The organism is Actinophytocola gossypii (genome assembly GCF_025165815.1).
Classification (GTDB): Bacteria; Actinomycetota; Actinomycetes; order Mycobacteriales; family Pseudonocardiaceae; genus Actinophytocola; species Actinophytocola gossypii.
Map to the genome: position 1 here is coordinate 423,261 of NZ_JAFFZE010000012.1, position 16,986 is coordinate 440,246.

The 16,986-nt window shown below is 70.8% G+C and carries 17 protein-coding genes and 1 pseudogene; 7 read left to right on the forward strand and 11 right to left on the reverse strand.

Annotated elements, in window-relative coordinates:
* Nucleotides 1-53: 53 nt before the first annotated feature.
* Nucleotides 54-317 (reverse strand): hypothetical protein, encoded by a 264-nt coding sequence (locus tag JT362_RS15780; RefSeq protein WP_260191956.1) that lies wholly within the window; start codon nucleotides 315-317, stop codon nucleotides 54-56.
* A 511-nt stretch (nucleotides 318-828) separates the two neighbouring features.
* Here JT362_RS15780 and JT362_RS35770 point away from each other — a divergent pair.
* Nucleotides 829-944 (forward strand): annotated as a pseudogene (locus tag JT362_RS35770) (replication-relaxation family protein); the annotation flags it as partial.
* A 111-nt stretch (nucleotides 945-1,055) separates the two neighbouring features.
* Complete coding sequence (locus JT362_RS15790; RefSeq protein ID WP_260192057.1) at nucleotides 1,056-1,358, forward strand: C40 family peptidase; 303 nt, start codon at nucleotides 1,056-1,058, stop codon at nucleotides 1,356-1,358.
* A 144-nt stretch (nucleotides 1,359-1,502) separates the two neighbouring features.
* Here the strand turns inward: JT362_RS15790 and JT362_RS15795 are convergent, their stop codons facing one another.
* The 5 genes from JT362_RS15795 to JT362_RS15815 form a co-directional block, all read right to left on the reverse strand.
* Complete coding sequence (locus JT362_RS15795; RefSeq protein WP_260191957.1) at nucleotides 1,503-2,588, reverse strand: hypothetical protein; 1,086 nt, start codon at nucleotides 2,586-2,588, stop codon at nucleotides 1,503-1,505.
* Between the two features lie 378 nt (nucleotides 2,589-2,966).
* On the reverse strand, nucleotides 2,967-3,134 hold the full coding sequence (locus JT362_RS15800) for a hypothetical protein (protein ID WP_260191958.1): 168 nt from the start codon (nucleotides 3,132-3,134) through the stop codon (nucleotides 2,967-2,969).
* 1,133 nt (nucleotides 3,135-4,267) lie between these two features.
* A complete protein-coding gene (locus JT362_RS15805; protein WP_260191959.1) occupies nucleotides 4,268-6,355 on the reverse strand; it encodes a BTAD domain-containing putative transcriptional regulator in 2,088 nt (695 codons plus the stop codon).
* 238 nt (nucleotides 6,356-6,593) lie between these two features.
* Nucleotides 6,594-7,571: an alpha/beta hydrolase gene (locus tag JT362_RS15810; RefSeq protein WP_260191960.1), complete on the reverse strand. Its 978-nt coding sequence runs from the start codon at nucleotides 7,569-7,571 to the stop codon at nucleotides 6,594-6,596.
* Nucleotides 7,572-7,704: 133 nt separating this feature from the next.
* A complete protein-coding gene (locus JT362_RS15815; RefSeq protein WP_260191961.1) occupies nucleotides 7,705-8,022 on the reverse strand; it encodes a hypothetical protein in 318 nt (105 codons plus the stop codon).
* Nucleotides 8,023-8,336: 314 nt separating this feature from the next.
* Here JT362_RS15815 and JT362_RS15820 point away from each other — a divergent pair, with 314 nt between their 5' ends.
* The 3 genes from JT362_RS15820 to JT362_RS15830 all read left to right on the forward strand — a co-directional run bounded on the left by JT362_RS15820 (nucleotide 8,337) and on the right by JT362_RS15830 (nucleotide 10,400).
* A complete protein-coding gene (locus JT362_RS15820; protein ID WP_260192058.1) occupies nucleotides 8,337-8,552 on the forward strand; it encodes an alpha/beta hydrolase in 216 nt (71 codons plus the stop codon).
* 545 nt (nucleotides 8,553-9,097) lie between these two features.
* A complete protein-coding gene (locus JT362_RS15825; protein ID WP_260191962.1) occupies nucleotides 9,098-9,556 on the forward strand; it encodes a DUF2243 domain-containing protein in 459 nt (152 codons plus the stop codon).
* A gap of 4 nt (nucleotides 9,557-9,560) precedes the next feature.
* Nucleotides 9,561-10,400 (forward strand): cytochrome c oxidase assembly protein, encoded by an 840-nt coding sequence (locus tag JT362_RS15830; protein ID WP_260191963.1) that lies wholly within the window; start codon nucleotides 9,561-9,563, stop codon nucleotides 10,398-10,400.
* A 48-nt stretch (nucleotides 10,401-10,448) separates the two neighbouring features.
* On the opposite strand, the gene JT362_RS15835 is transcribed toward JT362_RS15830, so the two are convergent.
* The 5 genes from JT362_RS15835 to JT362_RS15855 all read right to left on the reverse strand — a co-directional run bounded on the left by JT362_RS15835 (nucleotide 10,449) and on the right by JT362_RS15855 (nucleotide 14,256).
* Nucleotides 10,449-10,892 (reverse strand): DUF4383 domain-containing protein, encoded by a 444-nt coding sequence (locus JT362_RS15835; RefSeq protein WP_260191964.1) that lies wholly within the window; start codon nucleotides 10,890-10,892, stop codon nucleotides 10,449-10,451.
* A gap of 72 nt (nucleotides 10,893-10,964) precedes the next feature.
* Complete coding sequence (locus JT362_RS15840) at nucleotides 10,965-11,513, reverse strand: hypothetical protein (protein WP_260191965.1); 549 nt, start codon at nucleotides 11,511-11,513, stop codon at nucleotides 10,965-10,967.
* Nucleotides 11,514-11,614: 101 nt separating this feature from the next.
* Nucleotides 11,615-11,911: a hypothetical protein gene (locus JT362_RS15845; RefSeq protein WP_260191966.1), complete on the reverse strand. Its 297-nt coding sequence runs from the start codon at nucleotides 11,909-11,911 to the stop codon at nucleotides 11,615-11,617.
* Nucleotides 11,912-12,094: 183 nt separating this feature from the next.
* Nucleotides 12,095-13,489: a hypothetical protein gene (locus JT362_RS15850; RefSeq protein WP_260191967.1), complete on the reverse strand. Its 1,395-nt coding sequence runs from the start codon at nucleotides 13,487-13,489 to the stop codon at nucleotides 12,095-12,097.
* Entirely contained in the window at nucleotides 13,486-14,256 is a 771-nt protein-coding gene (locus tag JT362_RS15855; protein WP_311202714.1) for an alpha/beta fold hydrolase, read from the reverse strand. Before JT362_RS15855 ends, JT362_RS15850 begins: the two co-directional genes overlap by 4 nt.
* A gap of 130 nt (nucleotides 14,257-14,386) precedes the next feature.
* Here JT362_RS15855 and JT362_RS15860 point away from each other — a divergent pair, with 130 nt between their 5' ends.
* Nucleotides 14,387-15,616, forward strand: coding sequence for an epoxide hydrolase family protein (locus tag JT362_RS15860; protein ID WP_260191968.1), 1,230 nt, complete (start codon nucleotides 14,387-14,389; stop codon nucleotides 15,614-15,616).
* Nucleotides 15,613-16,896, forward strand: a complete 1,284-nt coding sequence (locus JT362_RS15865) for an erythromycin esterase family protein (RefSeq protein ID WP_260191969.1) — start codon at nucleotides 15,613-15,615, stop codon at nucleotides 16,894-16,896. The genes JT362_RS15860 and JT362_RS15865 overlap by 4 nt, the downstream gene beginning before the upstream one ends.
* Nucleotides 16,897-16,986: the final 90 nt, after the last annotated feature.

Consider the following 16,986-nt stretch of genomic DNA (forward strand, 5'->3'; position numbering starts at 1 on the left):
GGGTACCGCCCGACACGGTCACCGCCACCGCTGCCACACGGCGCTGGCGGCGGTCACACGGCCACGTCGGTGGGCATGGCCGTCCGGCGCCGGCGCAAAGCCACCGTGGTGTCGCGGCGCAGGACGAGCGCGACCACCGCGTGCCGCGAGCCCGCTGCCCGCACCGCCAGCTCGGCGACGTCGGCGAGCGCTGAGGCACCGACGTGTTCGCGGTACTCGTGCCGCACGCCGCTGCGCGCCGAGATGCTCGGCATGCCGACGCCGCTCGACCTGGTCGACCAGATCGAGCGGATCGCCGAGGAGCACCGGACCAGCACCTGGCGCCACGTGGGTCAACCGTCCGAACAGGACATGACATGCCAGGCGGCGGGGCCTATGCGGTGGAAGAGCACACTGCCGCCTGGCCCTGGTTCGAAGCCGGACCGGCGTGCGGCTGTATCGCACGACGCAGGTGTAGGGCCAGGCGATCCGGACTATGCCACTCCATATGGACCACCACACGGGTGTGATGAGCACGGCCCGCCGCGGCCCGGGCCGGCTTGAGCGCCCGTGGTGGTGGCGTCTGTGTGGCCGCCGGGCTGGGCCGTCGCGGTCTTCCTCGTCGCGGGCGTCATCACGGTGATCGGTGCCGTTCGACTGGCCGGGTTGGGCGACGCGCTCTCCGACCGCACCGGGTGGGATGAAGCGATCTTCGGCGCGGTCTTCTTCGGCCTGGTCACCCCGCTGTCCGGCATCGTGACGACCGGGTCAGCGCCACGGCGTGCGCGGAGACGTCCGGCAGGGTCGCCGTGTCCTTCCCCGGGACGGAGCCTCGTAGCAGCCCACCGCGCCGGTGCGGCTGTGCTCGCCGCCGAGGACGGCCTCGACGTCAAGGAACTCGGCTACCGGCACGACCGGTCTTCGGCGTCGCCCACAGCCTGCGTCTAGCCCACACCGTCGGCGTCAACGGGTACGCCATCCAAGCCCCCAACGCCATCACCCTCGCCGCGATCAACTACGCCCGCGGGCAACGCGGACCGCCCTACGTGTGGGGCGGCAACGGTCCGACGGCGGCCATGCGGGGTTCGACTGCTCTGGGCTGGCACAGCCGCCTACGCCGCCGCCGGGGTGACCTGCCCCGCACCGCCCAGACCCAGCTCAACGCCGGGCCGCGCGTCCCGACCGGGCAGCCGCTGTTGCCGGGTGACCTCCTCTTCTACGACACCCCCGGCACCCTCCACCGCGTCGGCCTCTACATCGGCGGCGACAAGATGATCAACGCCCTGACCTTCGGCCAACCGGTACAGATCGACGACGGCTACGTCGAAGCCACCCGCCCGGCGGCCGCTGTCGCGGCTGTAGGTTCCGCGCACACTTGAGCATTTCCGCGTGCAGATGATCAGGGTGACGTTGAACGAAAACTGGATTTCATGCGTTTCCGAGCCCACCCGATCGTCTCACGCTCGTGCCGATTCGTGCGAGGGGTGTCGACTCGTCGCGGTGGCCCGCTCCGGTCGGGCCGCTCAGGTCACCGGGACTTCCTCATGCAGGGCGAGCGTGCTCGCACCGGGCGCACCGAGTGCGTCCTGCGCCACCCTCGCGTCCTCGCCGGACGGCTTGCCGCGGTGGATGTAGAGGTAGATCCGCATGACGTCCTGCCCGGTGCGGGCGTGCCACAGCTTCGCCAGGCTGGACTTCGCCTCCGCGGTGAACACGCGGTCGTAGGCTTCTTTCTTGGTCGGCCAGGCATAGAACAGGCCGACGTAGGCCTCCGGCGGCGCGGAAAGGATCTCCACCTCGTTCCAGTTCGAGATCTTGGTGGCGTCGGCCCGCTTCTTTTCGTTGATGTCACCAATCATTGCGTTCAGCAGGTCGCCGATATCGTCGACGCGACCCAGATCGGCCGCGACGGTCGGTTTGCTTGTGCCGGTGGTCACCCCGTCCTCGGACCAGATCGCGGCGCGGCCGTCGTCGAACCGCACGTGCCTGGCTACCTGGTTTGGGTCGACCAGCAACCCGTAACTGCGGCCGCCGAAGATTCGCATGGTTGTGTCGGAACGGATGTAGGAGTACTTCTCGAGGTTGTACCTGCGCGACTTCAGTGCCTCCAGGGTCTGGCCCGGCTCCGGGATGCTTTCCAGGTACATGCGCAGCGCGGCCGCGCTCTCGACGCCGCGCACGAACAACCCGCCGATGCGGGCGCCATCACCACCGAACTGCCGCACCACGGCGTCTGCGGCCAGCTTGGTGTCCACCGGCCGAGGAGCGTCCGGCATTCGGCTGTCGGCCTCGAGGTCGGCTTCGACGATCGCCTGTCGGCGCAGGACGGCGAACCGCTGGTTCATTGTTTCTGCGGTGTCGGGCGTCGCGTGCTCGATCGACTCCAGGCTCTTCCTCAACTTCACCTGGGCCTGGACGGTCAGCTCCTTGTCCACCTCGATCTCCTGCGCGCGCTCTCTCTTCCACTTCAAGAGGTCCTGAATCTTCATGCCCTCGTCCTCCATCGTCGCACGGAAATCAGGCGGCAGTGCCAGGAAGAGAGTCGGCGCGGGCCAGCGCGCCGTTACCAGCAGAGGCGACTTGACCAGAACGCATGCCGGCTGGAGCATCGTTGTCGTGCTAACGGATCAGAGCGCGGGAGCTCGCTGGAGCAAGCCGCGGATGTCGACAACGATCGAGCGGTAAGCCCGCACGGTCATCCGGGAACCACTCGAGCACGCAGAACTCCAAACGCTCGGTCGTCACCACGACCGCGTAGGCGCTGGCTGCGGCCCGGTACGGGCCGAAAACCAGTTGGATGCAAGGCAACTCCACGCCAGCGAGCCGCACTGTCGGGTCGTAGTCGACCAAGTTGGTTCCGCCAACAGGAGCAGGACGGCGACAGCCAGGGCCGGTGGCGTCGCCGTGGACGCACGTCACGGCGTGTCGAGCGCGGACCAACGGCCCACGGGCATCCAGCAGCATCTCCACGTCGGCGATGTTCTCGTTCACGGGACCGCCGGGTTGCGGGTCGGGTGGTACGGGCGGACGACGAGGTCGCCGTCGTGCAGGTCGGCGGGCGGGTGGTCGGGCAGCCAGGTTCCGGCGAACATGGCCACCTGTCCGGCCGTGGCCGGGCCGACATCGCCGAGGACGTCCACGCTGAGAAGCGTCATCGCCCAGGCGTCCTCGGGGATGCGCACGGGTGTGGGACCGGACGCCACCTCGTCGGACCGAGTGGTCGTAGCGGTGCCGTTCCCAGTGGGAGGTGGGATGGATTCACGGCTGGCTTTCCGCAGCAGCGACGTTGGCAGGTGTGCGATGTGAATCGAGTTTGGACGGTTCTCGCGGCCGTGCACAGCGTTGTGACGTCACAGCGTTCGGGGGTCAGCACGTGGTCCTCGTCTCGGCGGCGGTTCGCGGTGGCGCGCGCCCTAGGTCGGGCACGTCAACGACCGGGCGCGAGGTGGGCCTGAACTAGACCGGTTTGGGCCAACAGCGGAACACGAACGGTGAGTGTCTACACGAGACACTTGTCTTGTTCGATGTATCACTTGACGTCGCGCACCCGAGGAAGCGTCCGTAGTCGTACGGCCCGAGACCTGACCGGCTGTGCCCCGGGGCCGCGCCCGGTTCGGGTGGGGGCGCGCCCACCCACCCAACACCGCCATGGCGAGGTGATCATGTCCACCAACCGCACGCTGCGATCAGAGAAACCGTGGCAGGCACTCCAGGACACGCTCCGCACCTCCGGGATCGCCGACGGCGGATCCCGGCCCCCCGACCGCTGGTCCCTCGCAGCTACGGACGACCAGCCCACCATCGACGAGGCCAGCAGCGCTGAGGCCGCCGACAGTGAGATCACCGACGGTCGGAATCGAGCGCAGCGTCGGCGCAGCGGGAGAAGTCTCCACGGTTGGCACCAGGGGCGTTGCGCGGCGTGGTCGAGGACTACCTACGCGACAACGGGGGCGAGTCCAGCCCGAACACGATCGGCAAAAACGTTGCACCAGCGACAAGCCCAAGAAGTACTCGTTAGCCCCGTCACCGAAGTAGCCACCCGCTGGCGTTCGTCCTTGTGCCTCGTCCCCCCAACAGTGTTGCGTTGGACGCCACCGCCCGCAGAGGCGGCTGCTCCCCGGTGATGCCGACAACCCCGACGGGCAGACGGTTCGGCGTGCATCCACACCTCGGCCTCCTGCCGGGTGGCGAGCGGCGGGAGGTGCGCGGGCGGGGGACCGACGAGGTCGACGCTCCAGCGCGACGGCCGAAGCACCTCGGTCGCGCGGAAGGTGACGTGCAGGTGGTACTACAGCAGCCGGGTGAGCGCGGCCCGCCGGTTCGGCTCCGGCTCGTCGAGTTCGCCCACGTGCCGCGCGTAGTGGGCGAGCAGGTCGTGCAGCCGGTACCGGTCAGCGGTCACCACGGTGACGAGGCGCTCGTCCACGAGGCGATCGAGGATGCGCCCGGTCTCGGCGGGCTCCGTGCCCGCGAGCACCGCGACCGAGTCCGCGGTGAAGTCCGGCCCCGGGTGCAGGCCGGTCAACCTGAACACCCGTCGCGCGTCGGGGTCGAGCGCGCGGTAGGACACGTCGAAGACCGCACGCAGCCGCCGCCCGCCGCCCGCCAGCTCGTCGAGCCGATCACGCGTGCCCGCCAGGCGGCGCACGAGGTCGGCCAGTCGCCAGGCCGGCCGCGCCCGCAGGCGGTGAGCGGCGAGCGCGATCGCCAGCGGCAGCCGGCCGCACAGGTCCACGATTCGCCGGGCGCCCTCCGGGTCGCCGGCCACCCGGTCCGGGCCGATGATCCTGCTGAGCAGTTCTCGCCCGTCCGCCGGCGTGAACACGTCGAGGGGGAGCGTGTGACCGCCGTCGACGGCGATCGTGCGCCGGCTGGTGACCAACACGAGGTTGGTCGGACTCGCCGGCAGCAGCGGGCGGATCTGCGCCTCGCTCGCGGCGTTGTCCAGCAGCACGAGCGCGCGCTTCCCGTGCAGGCGGTCCCGGTAGAGCGCGGCACGGCTCGGCAGGTCGCGCGGGATCTGGCTTCCGGGCACGCCGAGCAGCCGCAGGAACGAGGCGAGCACGGCGGACGGGTCCGCCGGCGGCTGCTCGGAGCGCCCGCACAGGTCGACGTGCAGCCGCACCTCGTCGTACCGTCCCTCGGCCAGCAGCCGGTGGGCCACGCGCACGGCGAGCCGCGTCTTGCCTGCGCCGGGCATGCCCTCGATCGACAGGATCGGCACCGCCGTCCGTTCGTCGGTCACCGAGGCCAGGTAGTCGGAGATCCGCCGCAGTTCGTCGGCCCGCCCGCTGAAGTCGGCGACGTCCAGCGGCAACTGCTGGTGTGCGCACACCGGAGCCGCCTCGGACCGCGGCACGTCCTGGTGCAGCACCCGCCGGAACGCCTCGGCGAGTTCCGGGCCGGGGTCGGTGCCCAGATCGCCCGCGAGCCGGCGGCGCATGTCCTCGAACGTCGTCAGCGCCGCTGCCTGCTGGCCGCTGCCCGCGAGCGCGACGATCAGCCGCGCGTGGGCCAGCTCGTTGAGCGGGTCCGACTCGACGACCTGACGCAGCGCGGGCAGCACGTCCTCGTGTCGGCCGAGTTCGGCGGCCACCTCGGCGTACTCCACCACCACGACCTGCCAGTCCCGGACGAGGGCGGCGACCGCCGGATGCGATTCCAGGCCCCCGATCCCGGCGAGTGGCCGCCCGCGCCACAAGGAGACGGCCCGCGCGAAGTACTCGCACGCACCGGCCACGTCCCCTGCCGTTCGCGCCTGACGGGCCAGACCCACCTCGCGCCGGAACGCCAGCAGGTCGAGGTGCTCGTCGTGCACGGTCAGCTGGTAGCCGCGGCCGGCCGTGGCGGCCAGCTGGACGGCGGCGCCGGTTCCCTCCGGATGCCGCAGCCGCCGCCGGAGCCGTGACATCCGCGACTGGAGCAGCTCGCCCACCGTCGACGGCGGCTGCCCGGACCAGCCGAGCTCGATCAGGACGTCCCGGCCGACCGGTACGTTCGGTGACAGGGCGAGCAGGCCTAGCAGCAGGCGCTGGGTCTCCGAACCCACGGACACCTCGGCACCGTCCACGAGGACCCGCAGGGGGCCGAGCACCTCCACCCGAACGCCGGCTCCGGCGGCCCGGCCCGTCGCGCCGTGCCGGAGGAGTTCCTCGGCCTCCACGCGGGACAGCCCCAGCACGCCGACGAGCCGTCGCACCGTGCCGGCCCTCGGCCGGAGCACGCGGCCCTGCTCGAGATCGCGCACCCCGGCGACGCTCAGCCCGGCGACGTCCGCCAGCTCCTGTTGCGTCAACCCGGCGCGCCGCCGGAACTCGCCGACGAGCCCACCGGCGGCCTTGGCCACGGTGCGACGGGCCGGTCCCCGGTCTGACATGGTTCGCTCTCCCTCGGTCGCGATCATCGTCGTGATCGTCGCGGGGAAGCAGCGCACGGGTCTTCCAGAACCGTGGTCGCGGTGTCAGATCCTTGCGGTCACCGCCGTGGCTCCCGGCACACCGCGGGGGGGTGTCGCCCGGCCGGCCGAGCGCACCCGTCGCGGGTCGCGTGCCGAGGGCCGTGCCCCATCCGACCGCCGTCCCTGACTGCTCGTGAGCCGGGGGTATCCGCGCGGGTCAGCGGAGGTGGGTGGTGAACCAGTCGGCGGCCAGGTCCGCGGCGGTGCCGACGGCGGCCTGGTCGTAGAGGTCGTTGTGGTGCACGCCGGGCAGGATCTCCAGTCGTTTGGGTCCGGTGAGCCGGTCATGGACGGCCTGGTGGTCCTCGGGCAGCGTGGCGACGTCCTGGTCACCGACAATGAGCAGCCCGGCGCCGGGGCCGATGGTGTCGGCGGCGGTGCGGGTGTCGTCGACCAGGATGGTGCGCAGTGACAGGGCGCTGACGCGGTTGCGCCAGTTCGGCGCGGCGCCCCGCGGGGTCCCGTAGTACTCGGTGGCGATCGGGTTGTCGAACAGCACGGGCTGGTCGTCCGGGACGTCCGGGGTGCGGACGACCGGAATGTAGTCCAACGCCCCGGTGCGGTGGTACCGCCGCAGCAACGAGGTCTGGTCGGCGAGCATGTCCTGGTAGGTCGGCATCAGCTCGCGGGCACGCGCGGGGTTGAGCAACCCCGCCGCGATGGCGACGAAGGCTCGCACCCTCGGGTCGTAGGCGGTGAGGTTCAGCGCCAGGCCGCCGCCGATCGACACCCCGATCACGCCGATCCGCTCAGGGTCCACGACGGACGGAAGACCGGTCAGGTAGCTGACCGCGATGTGCAGGTCGTCCAGCCGTCTCTGGTTGTCCTCGTGCAGGCGGGGCAAGCCGCCGCTCTCACCGAATCCGCACTGGTCGAAGGCCAGGGTGACGAAGCCGGCCGCGGCGAGCCGCTGGGCGTAGCCGGCGTTGACCGACTGCTCCTTCACCGACGTCATCGCGTTGGACACCACCACCGCCGGCCGGGGCCCGGCGTTGCCGGGCGGCACCCGCAGGTGGCCGACGAGCTGGACGCCGTCCGGGGCCCGGAACTCGACCCGGCGACGCGATACGCCGTCCGGTCGCCCGACGCTCGCACCCGTCACCCCCGCCCGCGCGACGGGTATGTTCGACAGCACGCCGGCCGTCGCCGCGGCACCGCCGATGGCGAGAGCCTGTCTACGTCCGATGGTTGATCCTCGCATCATTTCGAAACGCCCTCTACGGTCGCCGGTGACCAGGACGCTGGCCACCTCGGGTCTCGGCTCGCGTTCACCAGCAGGTGATGTAGTCCAGGTTGTGGTGTGCTATCCAGCCGCGCGTGACCAGCTCGCTCTTGTCCACCGAGTAGAAGCGACCGCGGTACCAACTGTCCCCGGTGATATCGGCGTTGAGCCATTCACCCTTGTAGACCACGGCCTTGAACGGTCCTCCTGGGTACTCGTAGACGTTGTCGTCCTTGGTGATCCGGTACTGCCACGTGCCACAGGCCGCTGTCGTCGCCGCATCGGTGGCACCGGGCGTGGCCGTGAGCAGGGCCGCCGTGGCGACCGTGGTGACAGCGAGAGCCGCTACGTTTCGAAGTCGCATGGCCGTCAGTCAACAAGGCAGCACCGGTCGGAACCTGACCGTCAGCCGACCCGGAGAAGCCGTGCTGAACAGGCAAGACGACGGCACGGGTCGGGTACGTACGGACGAGCTACGGTGTCGCCGGGGAAGTCGGGCCGACATTCATCTCGACCCGCGGAACTCGCTCGTCCGGGCCGCACAGCCACTGGACGTCGATCTCGAATCCAGCGTCCCGCAGCCAGGAAGCCACCTTGTCCGGCTGACTGCGGTTTCAACCGCGAGGTGCCACCGACGTGCAGCGCTGGTGGATGAGGTTGGTGGTGACGTCGTCGAACATGGTGGTGAAGCGTTGCACGTCGTCTGCATTCTCCGCCCAACACCGTCGCCGGGGTACTCGAGGTAGACACCGGGGGTGCTGTCGGGCTCGGGGTAGTCGACGATGGTCACCGAGCCGTTCATACCTGTTCGGCGCGAACCAGTGCCTGAACGACGCGGTCACGACCTATCTGACGACGGGCGAGCGCCCGGCGGAGGACCTCGTCTGCTCGTAGACCCCGCGGCGGCCCGCCGACCGCCAGGTCCGCGGGCCGCTCCGGGCTGGCGAGTGTTTGAAAGTGTTCGCGTGGCGGTTGCCGGCTCCACGGCAACCGGCTCCGCCGCTTACAAAACACTAGGGTCTTCCGCGAACCGGTGTTCCTCCTGCTGCCGGGTGGGATTGCACTGGAGTTGCCGGCTGGCTTGGGGTGTCGGGCGGAAGGCGTGTCTGATGGTCGGGGCGCTGGCGCACGGCAGCCGGTAGTACTGGCGAAGGCCGAGGACCTCACGCACTTGATCGAGCCCTGATGCGAATGATGCGGCGGTTGGGCGGGGTGAACAAGGTCCGGATGTTCGACCGAGGCTGCGGTCGGTTACCCGTCTCCGGTGGAATCACCGCGGCGTTCGCGGAGGTCGAAAGCGTACGGGGGCCGGCCGGTGGCCTGTCCTCCTCGTTGAGGAACGCGACACCGCTCAACCCGTTCGTCGGTTCGGCGGAGCATGGACCCGGACGTCCTGGGGTAGTCGGTTGCCCTCGTCGAACGAGTGACGGAGGTAGCGGATGGGTGTTCCGTCGACGCGGACCGGGCTGCGGCCCTCGGTGCTGGCCGCGGGGCTCATCGGGGTGGCCGCCATGGCGGCCGTCGACGAGGTCGTCTTCCACCAGATCCTCGGCTGGCACCACTTCTATGATCGCGCCACCCCAGCTGTCGGTCTGCTGTCGGACGGCCTGCTCCACGCCGCCGAGTTGGTGGCGCTCGCCGGGGGCTTCTTCTGGTTCGCCGACATACGCCGCCGCGGCGCGCTGGTGCCGCTCGCGGCGTGGGGCGGTTTCCTGCTGGGGGCAGGGGCCTTCCAGCTGTTCGACGGTCTGGTCGACCACAAGGTCCTCCGGGTGCACCAGATCCGCTACGGCGTCGACCTCCTACCCTACGACCTGGCCTGGAACGGCGCGGCGGTACTTCTCCTGCTCGCGGGAGCCTTGGTGACGTGGCGGGCGGCTCGCCGTGCCGTCCGCTGATCCAATGCCCGGTCACTCGCACCTTCCGGCGGGGCCGGGACCGTGGTCGCCGGTCGTGGTGGTGGTCGCCGTGCTGGCGCTGGCCTACCTCGCCGCTGCCGTGCGCGCCGGTACCGGTCCGCGGGGCTGGCCCCGCCGGCGCACCGCGGCGTGGCTACTCGGTTGCGCCGTGGCCGCGGTGGCCCTGTCACCGGCGCTGGCTGGTCACGATCCGCGGGCGCACATGGCGCGGCACCTGCTGCTGGGCATGGTCGCACCGCTCGGGCTGGTCCTGGCCGCCCCGGTCACCCTCCTGCTCCGCGTCACCGAGCCTGCGACAGGGCGGCGGATCGGCCGCGTGTTGCGCGCGCGCCCGGTGCACGTCCTCGTCCACCCGGCGACCGCCGCGCTGCTCGCGGTCGGTGGCCTGTACGCGGTCCTGCTGACCCCGCTCGCCGACGCCACCAGCGGCCAGGTGCCGCACAACGCGCTACTCCTGCACTACCTGGCCGCCGGTGCCCTGTTCACCTGGTCGATCGCCGGCCCCGACCCCGCGCCGCGCCGCCCCGGCATGACCACCCGCGTCCTCGTACTCGTCCTGGCCGTGGCCGCCCATTCCGTTCTCGCCAAGATCCTCTACGCACGCGCTCCCGCAGGGCCCGACGGCGACGCGACCCGCGCGGCCGCCCAACTGATGTACTACGGCGGCGACCTCGCGGAACTCGCACTCGCAGCCGCCCTCTTCGCCACCTGGTACCGGCGCCGAGCGGGAACGCGTCGCCCAGGCCGCCGGACACGCCGAGGACGAAACGGACGCCCTCGCGCGGTGGCCCAGGAGGACCAGCCAGCCGGACTACAACCGTAGTCGCCGCTTCACCTGGTCGTGAACGATGCGCCTGCGGGGCCCGGCCACCTATCCCCGTGCGGTGCTGCCACGGCGCAGTGCGAGACCGAGACCGACCATGCCGACGCCGAGGAACAGGTGCAACCAGTTGTCGGCGGTGTTGAGCGGAACGAAGTTCGCCGCGCTGTCGTGGTCGATCACCAGGCCGTACAGCCACAGCACCAGGTACACCGCACCGCCACCGATCAGAAACGCGGTCGCACCGGACGCCGTCCTCGCCAGGGCGAGGCCGACGATGCCGAACAACAGGTGCACGATGTTGTGCAGGATCGACACGTGGAACACACCGAGCAGCATCGCTGTCGACTCATGTCCCGCGAACGTCATACCGTCGTAGTCCGTCGTGACACCGGGCACGAAACCTAGGATGCCGACCAGCAGGAAGACCGCGGCCACCACCACGGCGGCCGTCCGTGCCGGGTGAGTGTTCGTCGATGCACGTGAAGAGGTCATCACAATCTCCTTCGGCGGGGAATAGAACTCGAATACCCCGACCCTGTGTTCGCTATTCCGGGTTGCGGGTAATCACTTCGAAAACCCACCGGACATCGACGCCATGGCGCGCGGCAGCGGCCCCACGTCCACGTGACCACCGGGACGCACGGCCGCGTGCCGCTGTCCCGGCCCACGCCCGCCACGCGCCGCCAGCACGTCGGCGACCACACCGGTGACGACGGCGTATACCGCCTTGTGCGCCAGATCCACGATCAACTCCTGCCGAGGCCACGTGGGCGGCGGAGCACCCACCCCGGTCGCGTTCTCGAGGATCTGGTCATTCGTCAACCGCACCACGGCGAACTTGGCCGACGACCACAGCCCGCGCAACCCAGCATGCGCCATCACCGACCGCAGCACACCGAGCGCGATGCCCTGCCCGAAATGCATCACCCAGTTCACCGGCACCGGCTGCCGCCCCGGCCGTTCCCGCATCCCGGCCAACCGCTCCAACACCCGCGCGGGAACATGCGAGTCCGGACGCCCGGTCAGGCGCTGCTCCACCTTCTCCCCCGCCGTCATCACCAGCACCCCGGCCCCACCGGCGATCAGGCCCTCCCACAACGCTCGTTTCATCATGGCGGGACGTGTACCCCTCGCCCGGTTCTTTACCCACGCGGCGGCCGTCGTCCGCCGAGATCAGCCGTTGCGGCGCCCGGCCAACGTGGGGAGCGGCATTCTCAAGTCAGCAGGGCCTCGCGGAGATCGGGCGGCAGGTCGACGGGTCCCGGCTGCCAGGACCGAGCGGACCGGTCGGGATGCGCGCCACGGATCGTGTCAACTCGCTGCCACGCCGCGGTGTCGTCGCCGTCCGAGGACTCCACCTCGCCCGAGCGAGGTGCGGCATACCGCGCGGTGTCGGGGAGCACCGTCGCGCGCCGCTCGCGGAACTCGTTGAGCAGGTGGCGCGTGACTTCCCGGTCACATCGAGATCGCGTCCCGGACAGTACCGGCGTCCACATCGCGTGTTGGTTCACGGCCACCACGAGATCGCTGTGGTCTTACCCGACCCGGCTCTGGCAAGCCGGTACTCCAGGTTGACGTAGAAAAGCAGTTCGCCGAGCAACTGCTGCATGGTTTCTTCGGGCGGAACCTGTACGCGAGCGCCGACCAGATCGACCGGGTCGACTCCGGCGAGGTCCGGCTCCCTGGCTCGATGGTCACCGCACGCTTGTGTAGTGGACGGCGGCGTGGTCCTGGGAGTGCAGCCGGTCGTGCACCCAGTCCCACGGCGCCGCGCCCGCTCGCGCCGGTGCCGGAGGCAGAGCGGCCGCGGCACGATGGAAGCGGCCGTTGCTGGCGAAGTCCTGCGGGTAGGCGCGTGTGTCCACTCCGCAGTAGGCGCCGCGACGGCGAGCGCGCGCGAGCACACCGTCCCAGTCCTCGATCCCCGCTCTGCCGATGGAGCAGGTGCCGTGCGAGAACAGGCCGAGGTGGATCTCGTCGTACGGTTCGGCGTCCCGCAGATACCGGTCGAGGGTGTCGCGGGCGGCGCAGGTCCCGAACAGGGTCCAGTACGGCACCAGCCCGTTGACGAGCGGGATGTGGACGTCGATGACGGCGAAGCTACTGCCGAGGAGCCGGTTCGCGGGCACGCCCTGCTCAGCGAACCAGGACCGGTACAGTTCGGCCACCGGCCCGCTGAGCGCGTCGGCGCGGGGAAAGGCCAGCCGGTCGAGCCGCCAGCCCTCGGCCCCGCACAGGTCCTCCAGATCCGGCAGCAGCGCCGGGTCGAAGCCCCACTCCGCCTCCGGGCTGTCCCCGTCCGCGAGCGGGGCGTCCCAGGCGCGGCGTCGCGCGCCCTGTTCGTCGAGGAAGGCGGCGACCCGTTGGCCGCCTTTCGCGTACTCCTCCGGGGTGGCGTCCCCGACGGCGCCGTGCTGGAAGACCTGCCGCGGTCCCAATGTCGTGGTTGGCCACCGCTCGGTGCAGTCGACCACCACGACCGTACCGCCGGGGGCCAGGTGCTCGCGGAGGAACACCCGGTAGGCGTCAGGCAGTTGCCGGTACTTGTACCGGAAGTAGCCCATGCGGCGGATCATCAGCCGGTCCTGGTTGGCGTCGTGCATGTGGTGTAGCGCCGCTCCGGGGTTGGCGTCGGTGAAGGCGCCGCGGGCGTCGGCGAGTTCGGCCACCGCGGCGCGCGGGTCGTCGGGATCGAGGCGGTGGTGGCGTACGGGCACGAGGAAGGTCTGCGGCAGCCAGGGAATCCCGGCCAACGCGGCGAGGTGCGCGACCGCGCCCGACGAGGAGCCGATGAGCACGGCGGGGTACCGCCCGCGTGGGTACTGCGAGCAGGCCCACTCCGCGATCGCGTCGGTGTCCACCGTCCCCGCCCGTCGCGGCTGGATCGCCTCCGACCAGCCCGACCAGACGTACAGCGACTCGCGGACGGAACGGGGCATGCGGTTCACGACCGGCAGCAGGTGGCTCACGGCGCGGGCGGCTGGTCCGAGCCCGAGCGCCGGGCTGTTCTTCCCGTGGAGGTGCTGGGCGAGGACTCGGTGGAAGGTGGACGCGGAGTCGAACGACGCGACGGCACGCTTGGGCCTCACGACGCGGCCTTCCTCGCTGCGGCCGCCAGTTCGCGCAGCGGCTCCGACCACACCGCGGGGTCCCGCCACAGGAACGTGTGCGGGCCTGGCACGGTGACCAACCTGCCGTCCTCAACCAGGTCAGTGAGCTGCCGCGCCCACCGTTCGGTGCACATAGCGTCCTCGCGGCCGCGCAGCACGAGCAGCGGCACGCGAATGCGGGGCACCGTGTCCTCGAGGTGGTCCCGCAGGTGCGCGCGGAGCAGGTGCACGAGCTGCCGCACACCTGCGCGCCGCCACTCCGGCCGGTGACTCTCGCCAAGCCCCGGCATCGGATAGGCCGAGTCCCGCCGCCAGTAGTACAGCGCGCGCGGCACCGACCTCGCCTTCGGATCAACGGTCGGGCTGGCCAGCACCGTCGCGGCGACGAGGTCCGGCCGGGCGGCCGCCACATGCGCGGCGACCTGCGTGCCGCTGGAGTGCCCCGCCATGATCACCGGCGGCAGATCCACAGCGTCCAGCCAGTCGCACACCGCCTCGGCGAACCGCGGCACGTCCAGGCGGTGCGGCGGATCACCGCTGCCGGCCAACCCGGGCAGGTCCACCAAGTAGGCCTGGGTCCAGTCGAGCGCGGCCTGGGCAGGCGTCAGATAGTTCGACACGGCCATGCCCATCACCGTCACCACCGGCGGCGCGGCACTCGACGACCCGAACACCCGGCCACGGACGCGGCCGTGGCGCGTGTCGGCGAACCGGACGACGTACTCGTCAGGCAGGGACGGTGGCATGCTCGGCTTCCCCGGCGAGTCGACCATGGTCTCGAATGCCCCACCAGTCGCGCCCGAAACGTTCGAAACGGCTACCTCGTTCGGTCGCGGGAGGAGTTTGAGCGATCAGCTGCCGGGCCAACCGCAAACCATGGCCGATCCGATCCCGTTCACCGTGGCGGTGTCACCGGACGTCCTCGCGGACCTCGACCGGCGCCTCCACGCGACGAGGTGGCCGCCGGGGGCGCAACCCCGCTGGGACGCCGGGGTGGACCAGGGTTACCTGCGCGCTCTGGTCGAGCGATGGCGGAACGGGTTCGACTGGACATCCCAGGTGAACGTCCTCAACCGCCATCCCCAGTACCTGGCCGAGATCGACGGGCACGTCGTGCACTTCCTGCACGTCCGGGGTCGCGGGCAGAAGCCGTTCCCGCTGCTACTCACCCACGGCTGGCCCAGCACGTGCTGGGAGTTCCTCCCACTCGTCGAGCACCTGTCGGCGATGACCTTCGACCTGGTGATCCCGTCCTTGCCCGGTTTCGCGTTCTCCCCTCCCGTCCCGCACGCCGCCGCGATCCCGGGAATCTGGCACCGCCTGATGACCGACGTGCTCGGCTACCCACGCTACGGCGCACACGGCGGGGACATCGGCGCCATGGTCACCAACCGGCTCGCCCTCGACCACCCCGACAACGTCGCCGGCATCCACGTCACCATGCCCGCCGAGCCGACCATCGATCCCGCGACCCTGACCTGCGAAGAACACGAGTTCCTCGCACAGCGCCGGATGAGCCACGAAACGGACAGCGCCTACGCCCACGCCCAACGCACCCGCCCGGACACGCTGGCCGCCGCGCTCAACGACTCCCCCGCCGGCCTCGCCGCGTGGATCATCGACAAGTGGCGCGACTGGAGCGCCCGCGACGGCGACCTCGCCACCCGGTTCAGCATGGACGACCTGCTTACCACGATCACGCTCTACTGGGTGACCGGCACCATCGGCACCTCGTTCGCCGTCTACCGCGACTGGGCACTGGGCAGCAGCGGACGACCCGAGGCATGGGCGAACCGCGACGACATATCGCCCGGCGTGGACAGCAAACCGCTCCCACCCGGACAACGCATCACCACACCCGCCGCCGTGGCGCTGTTCGACCACCCGGCGCCTCCGGCCTGGGCACGGCGCGCCTACGCCGACCTCCGCACCTGTGCCCGCATGCCGCGCGGCGGGCACTTCCCCGCCCTCACCGAACCCGCGCTCCTCGCGGGCGACATCCGCGACTTCTTCTCACACGGATGCCAACGGGCCGGTTGGCGACGGCGAGTCCGGCTACCCGGTGGGCTCGACCTGAGGGGCGCCGTGAGAGGTGGTGGGGTGTGAGCTACCGGGACGATGTCCTCGCGTTGTCGCGACCGCTGGCGGACGCCGGTGATCTCGACGCGCTGCTGGACCGGGTGGGTGAGGCACGGGTGGTGATGCTGGGTGAGGCCAGCCACGGCACGCACGAGTTCTACCACTGGCGGGCTCGGCTCACCCAACGGCTGATCGCCGAGAAGGGGTTCTCGTTCGTCGCGGTCGAGGGTGACTGGCCCGACTGCGACCGGATCGACCGCGCGGTGCGCTGCCTGCCGGACGCGCCCGACGACCCCAGCGCGGCTTTGGCCGCGTTCGAGCGGTGGCCGACGTGGATGTGGGCCAACGAGGAAGTCCTCGACTTCTGCCGCTGGCTGCGCGCCCACAACCTGCGGCACGACCCGGCCGAGAGAGTGGGGTTCCACGGCCTGGACGTGTACTCACTGTGGGAGTCGCTGCGGGAGATCCTCACCTACCTGCGCGAGCACGACCCCAAACAGATACCGGTCGCGCTGGCCGCCTACCGCTGCTTCGAACCATACGGCGAGGACGCCCAGCGCTACGCGGCCGCGACCCGCTTCGCGTCAGAGAGCTGCGAGAACGAGGTCGTGGACCTGCTCGTGCGGCTGCGGGAACGGGCCGCGGCCGACGGTTCCGGCCGCTTTGAGGCCTGGCAGAACGCCGAGATCGTCGCCGGTGCCGAACACTACTACCGCGCGATGATCGGCGGCGGGCGCCAGTCGTGGAACGTCCGCGACCAGCACATGGACGACACCCTCGACCGGCTCCTCACCCACTACGGCCCGGCCGCCAAGGTCGTGGTGTGGGCACACAACACCCATGTGGGCGACGCCCGCGCCACCGACATGGCCGCCGCGGGCGAGATCAACCTCGGCCAGCTCGCCCGGGAACGCCTCGGGACCGACCAGGTGGTGCTGGTCGGCTTCGGCACCCACCGCGGCACCGTCATCGCCGGCGACGCCTGGGGCGCGCCGATGCGCGAGATACCCGTCCCGCCCGCACGGTCCGGCTCGGTCGAGGACGCCCTGCACCGCGGCGCACCACCCGCGGCCGTGCTCACCTTCCCCAGCGGCGAACGCATCGACCTGCTCACCGACCAACTGGCCCACCGCGCCATCGGCGTCGTCTACCATCCCCAACGCGAACACTGGGGCAACTACGTGCCCACCGTCCTCGGCGCACGCTACGACGCCTTCCTCTGGCTGGACGAGACCACCGCCCTGCGACCGCTACCCACCCGCCAGGTCGACGCGCTCGAACCCGAGACCTACCCGACCGGCCGCTGAGAGGACCACAGCCGTGATGTCCAGGTTCATCGGTGCTGGCACTGCCCCCGTGGCGGGTGCGGTCGCTGCGGAGATCGCCGCCGCCACCGG

Bases quoted from the DNA above. Each gene is read 5' to 3' on its own strand.
- JT362_RS15860 (WP_260191968.1), top strand. From the start codon at position 14,387: ATGGCCGATCCGATCCCGTTCACCGTGGCGGTGTCACCGGACGTCCTC.
- JT362_RS15815 (WP_260191961.1), bottom strand. From the start codon at position 8,022: ATGCGACTTCGAAACGTAGCGGCTCTCGCTGTCACCACGGTCGCCACG.
- JT362_RS15830 (WP_260191963.1), top strand. From the start codon at position 9,561: ATGCCCGGTCACTCGCACCTTCCGGCGGGGCCGGGACCGTGGTCGCCG.
- JT362_RS15825 (WP_260191962.1), top strand. From the start codon at position 9,098: ATGGGTGTTCCGTCGACGCGGACCGGGCTGCGGCCCTCGGTGCTGGCC.
- JT362_RS15795 (WP_260191957.1), bottom strand. From the start codon at position 2,588: ATGCTCCAGCCGGCATGCGTTCTGGTCAAGTCGCCTCTGCTGGTAACG.
- JT362_RS15820 (WP_260192058.1), top strand. From the start codon at position 8,337: ATGGTGGTGAAGCGTTGCACGTCGTCTGCATTCTCCGCCCAACACCGT.
- JT362_RS15855 (WP_311202714.1), bottom strand. From the start codon at position 14,256: ATGCCACCGTCCCTGCCTGACGAGTACGTCGTCCGGTTCGCCGACACG.
- JT362_RS15835 (WP_260191964.1), bottom strand. From the start codon at position 10,892: ATGACCTCTTCACGTGCATCGACGAACACTCACCCGGCACGGACGGCC.
- JT362_RS15800 (WP_260191958.1), bottom strand. From the start codon at position 3,134: ATGACGCTTCTCAGCGTGGACGTCCTCGGCGATGTCGGCCCGGCCACG.
- JT362_RS15805 (WP_260191959.1), bottom strand. From the start codon at position 6,355: ATGTCAGACCGGGGACCGGCCCGTCGCACCGTGGCCAAGGCCGCCGGT.
- JT362_RS15840 (WP_260191965.1), bottom strand. From the start codon at position 11,513: ATGATGAAACGAGCGTTGTGGGAGGGCCTGATCGCCGGTGGGGCCGGG.
- JT362_RS15790 (WP_260192057.1), top strand. From the start codon at position 1,056: ATGCGGGGTTCGACTGCTCTGGGCTGGCACAGCCGCCTACGCCGCCGC.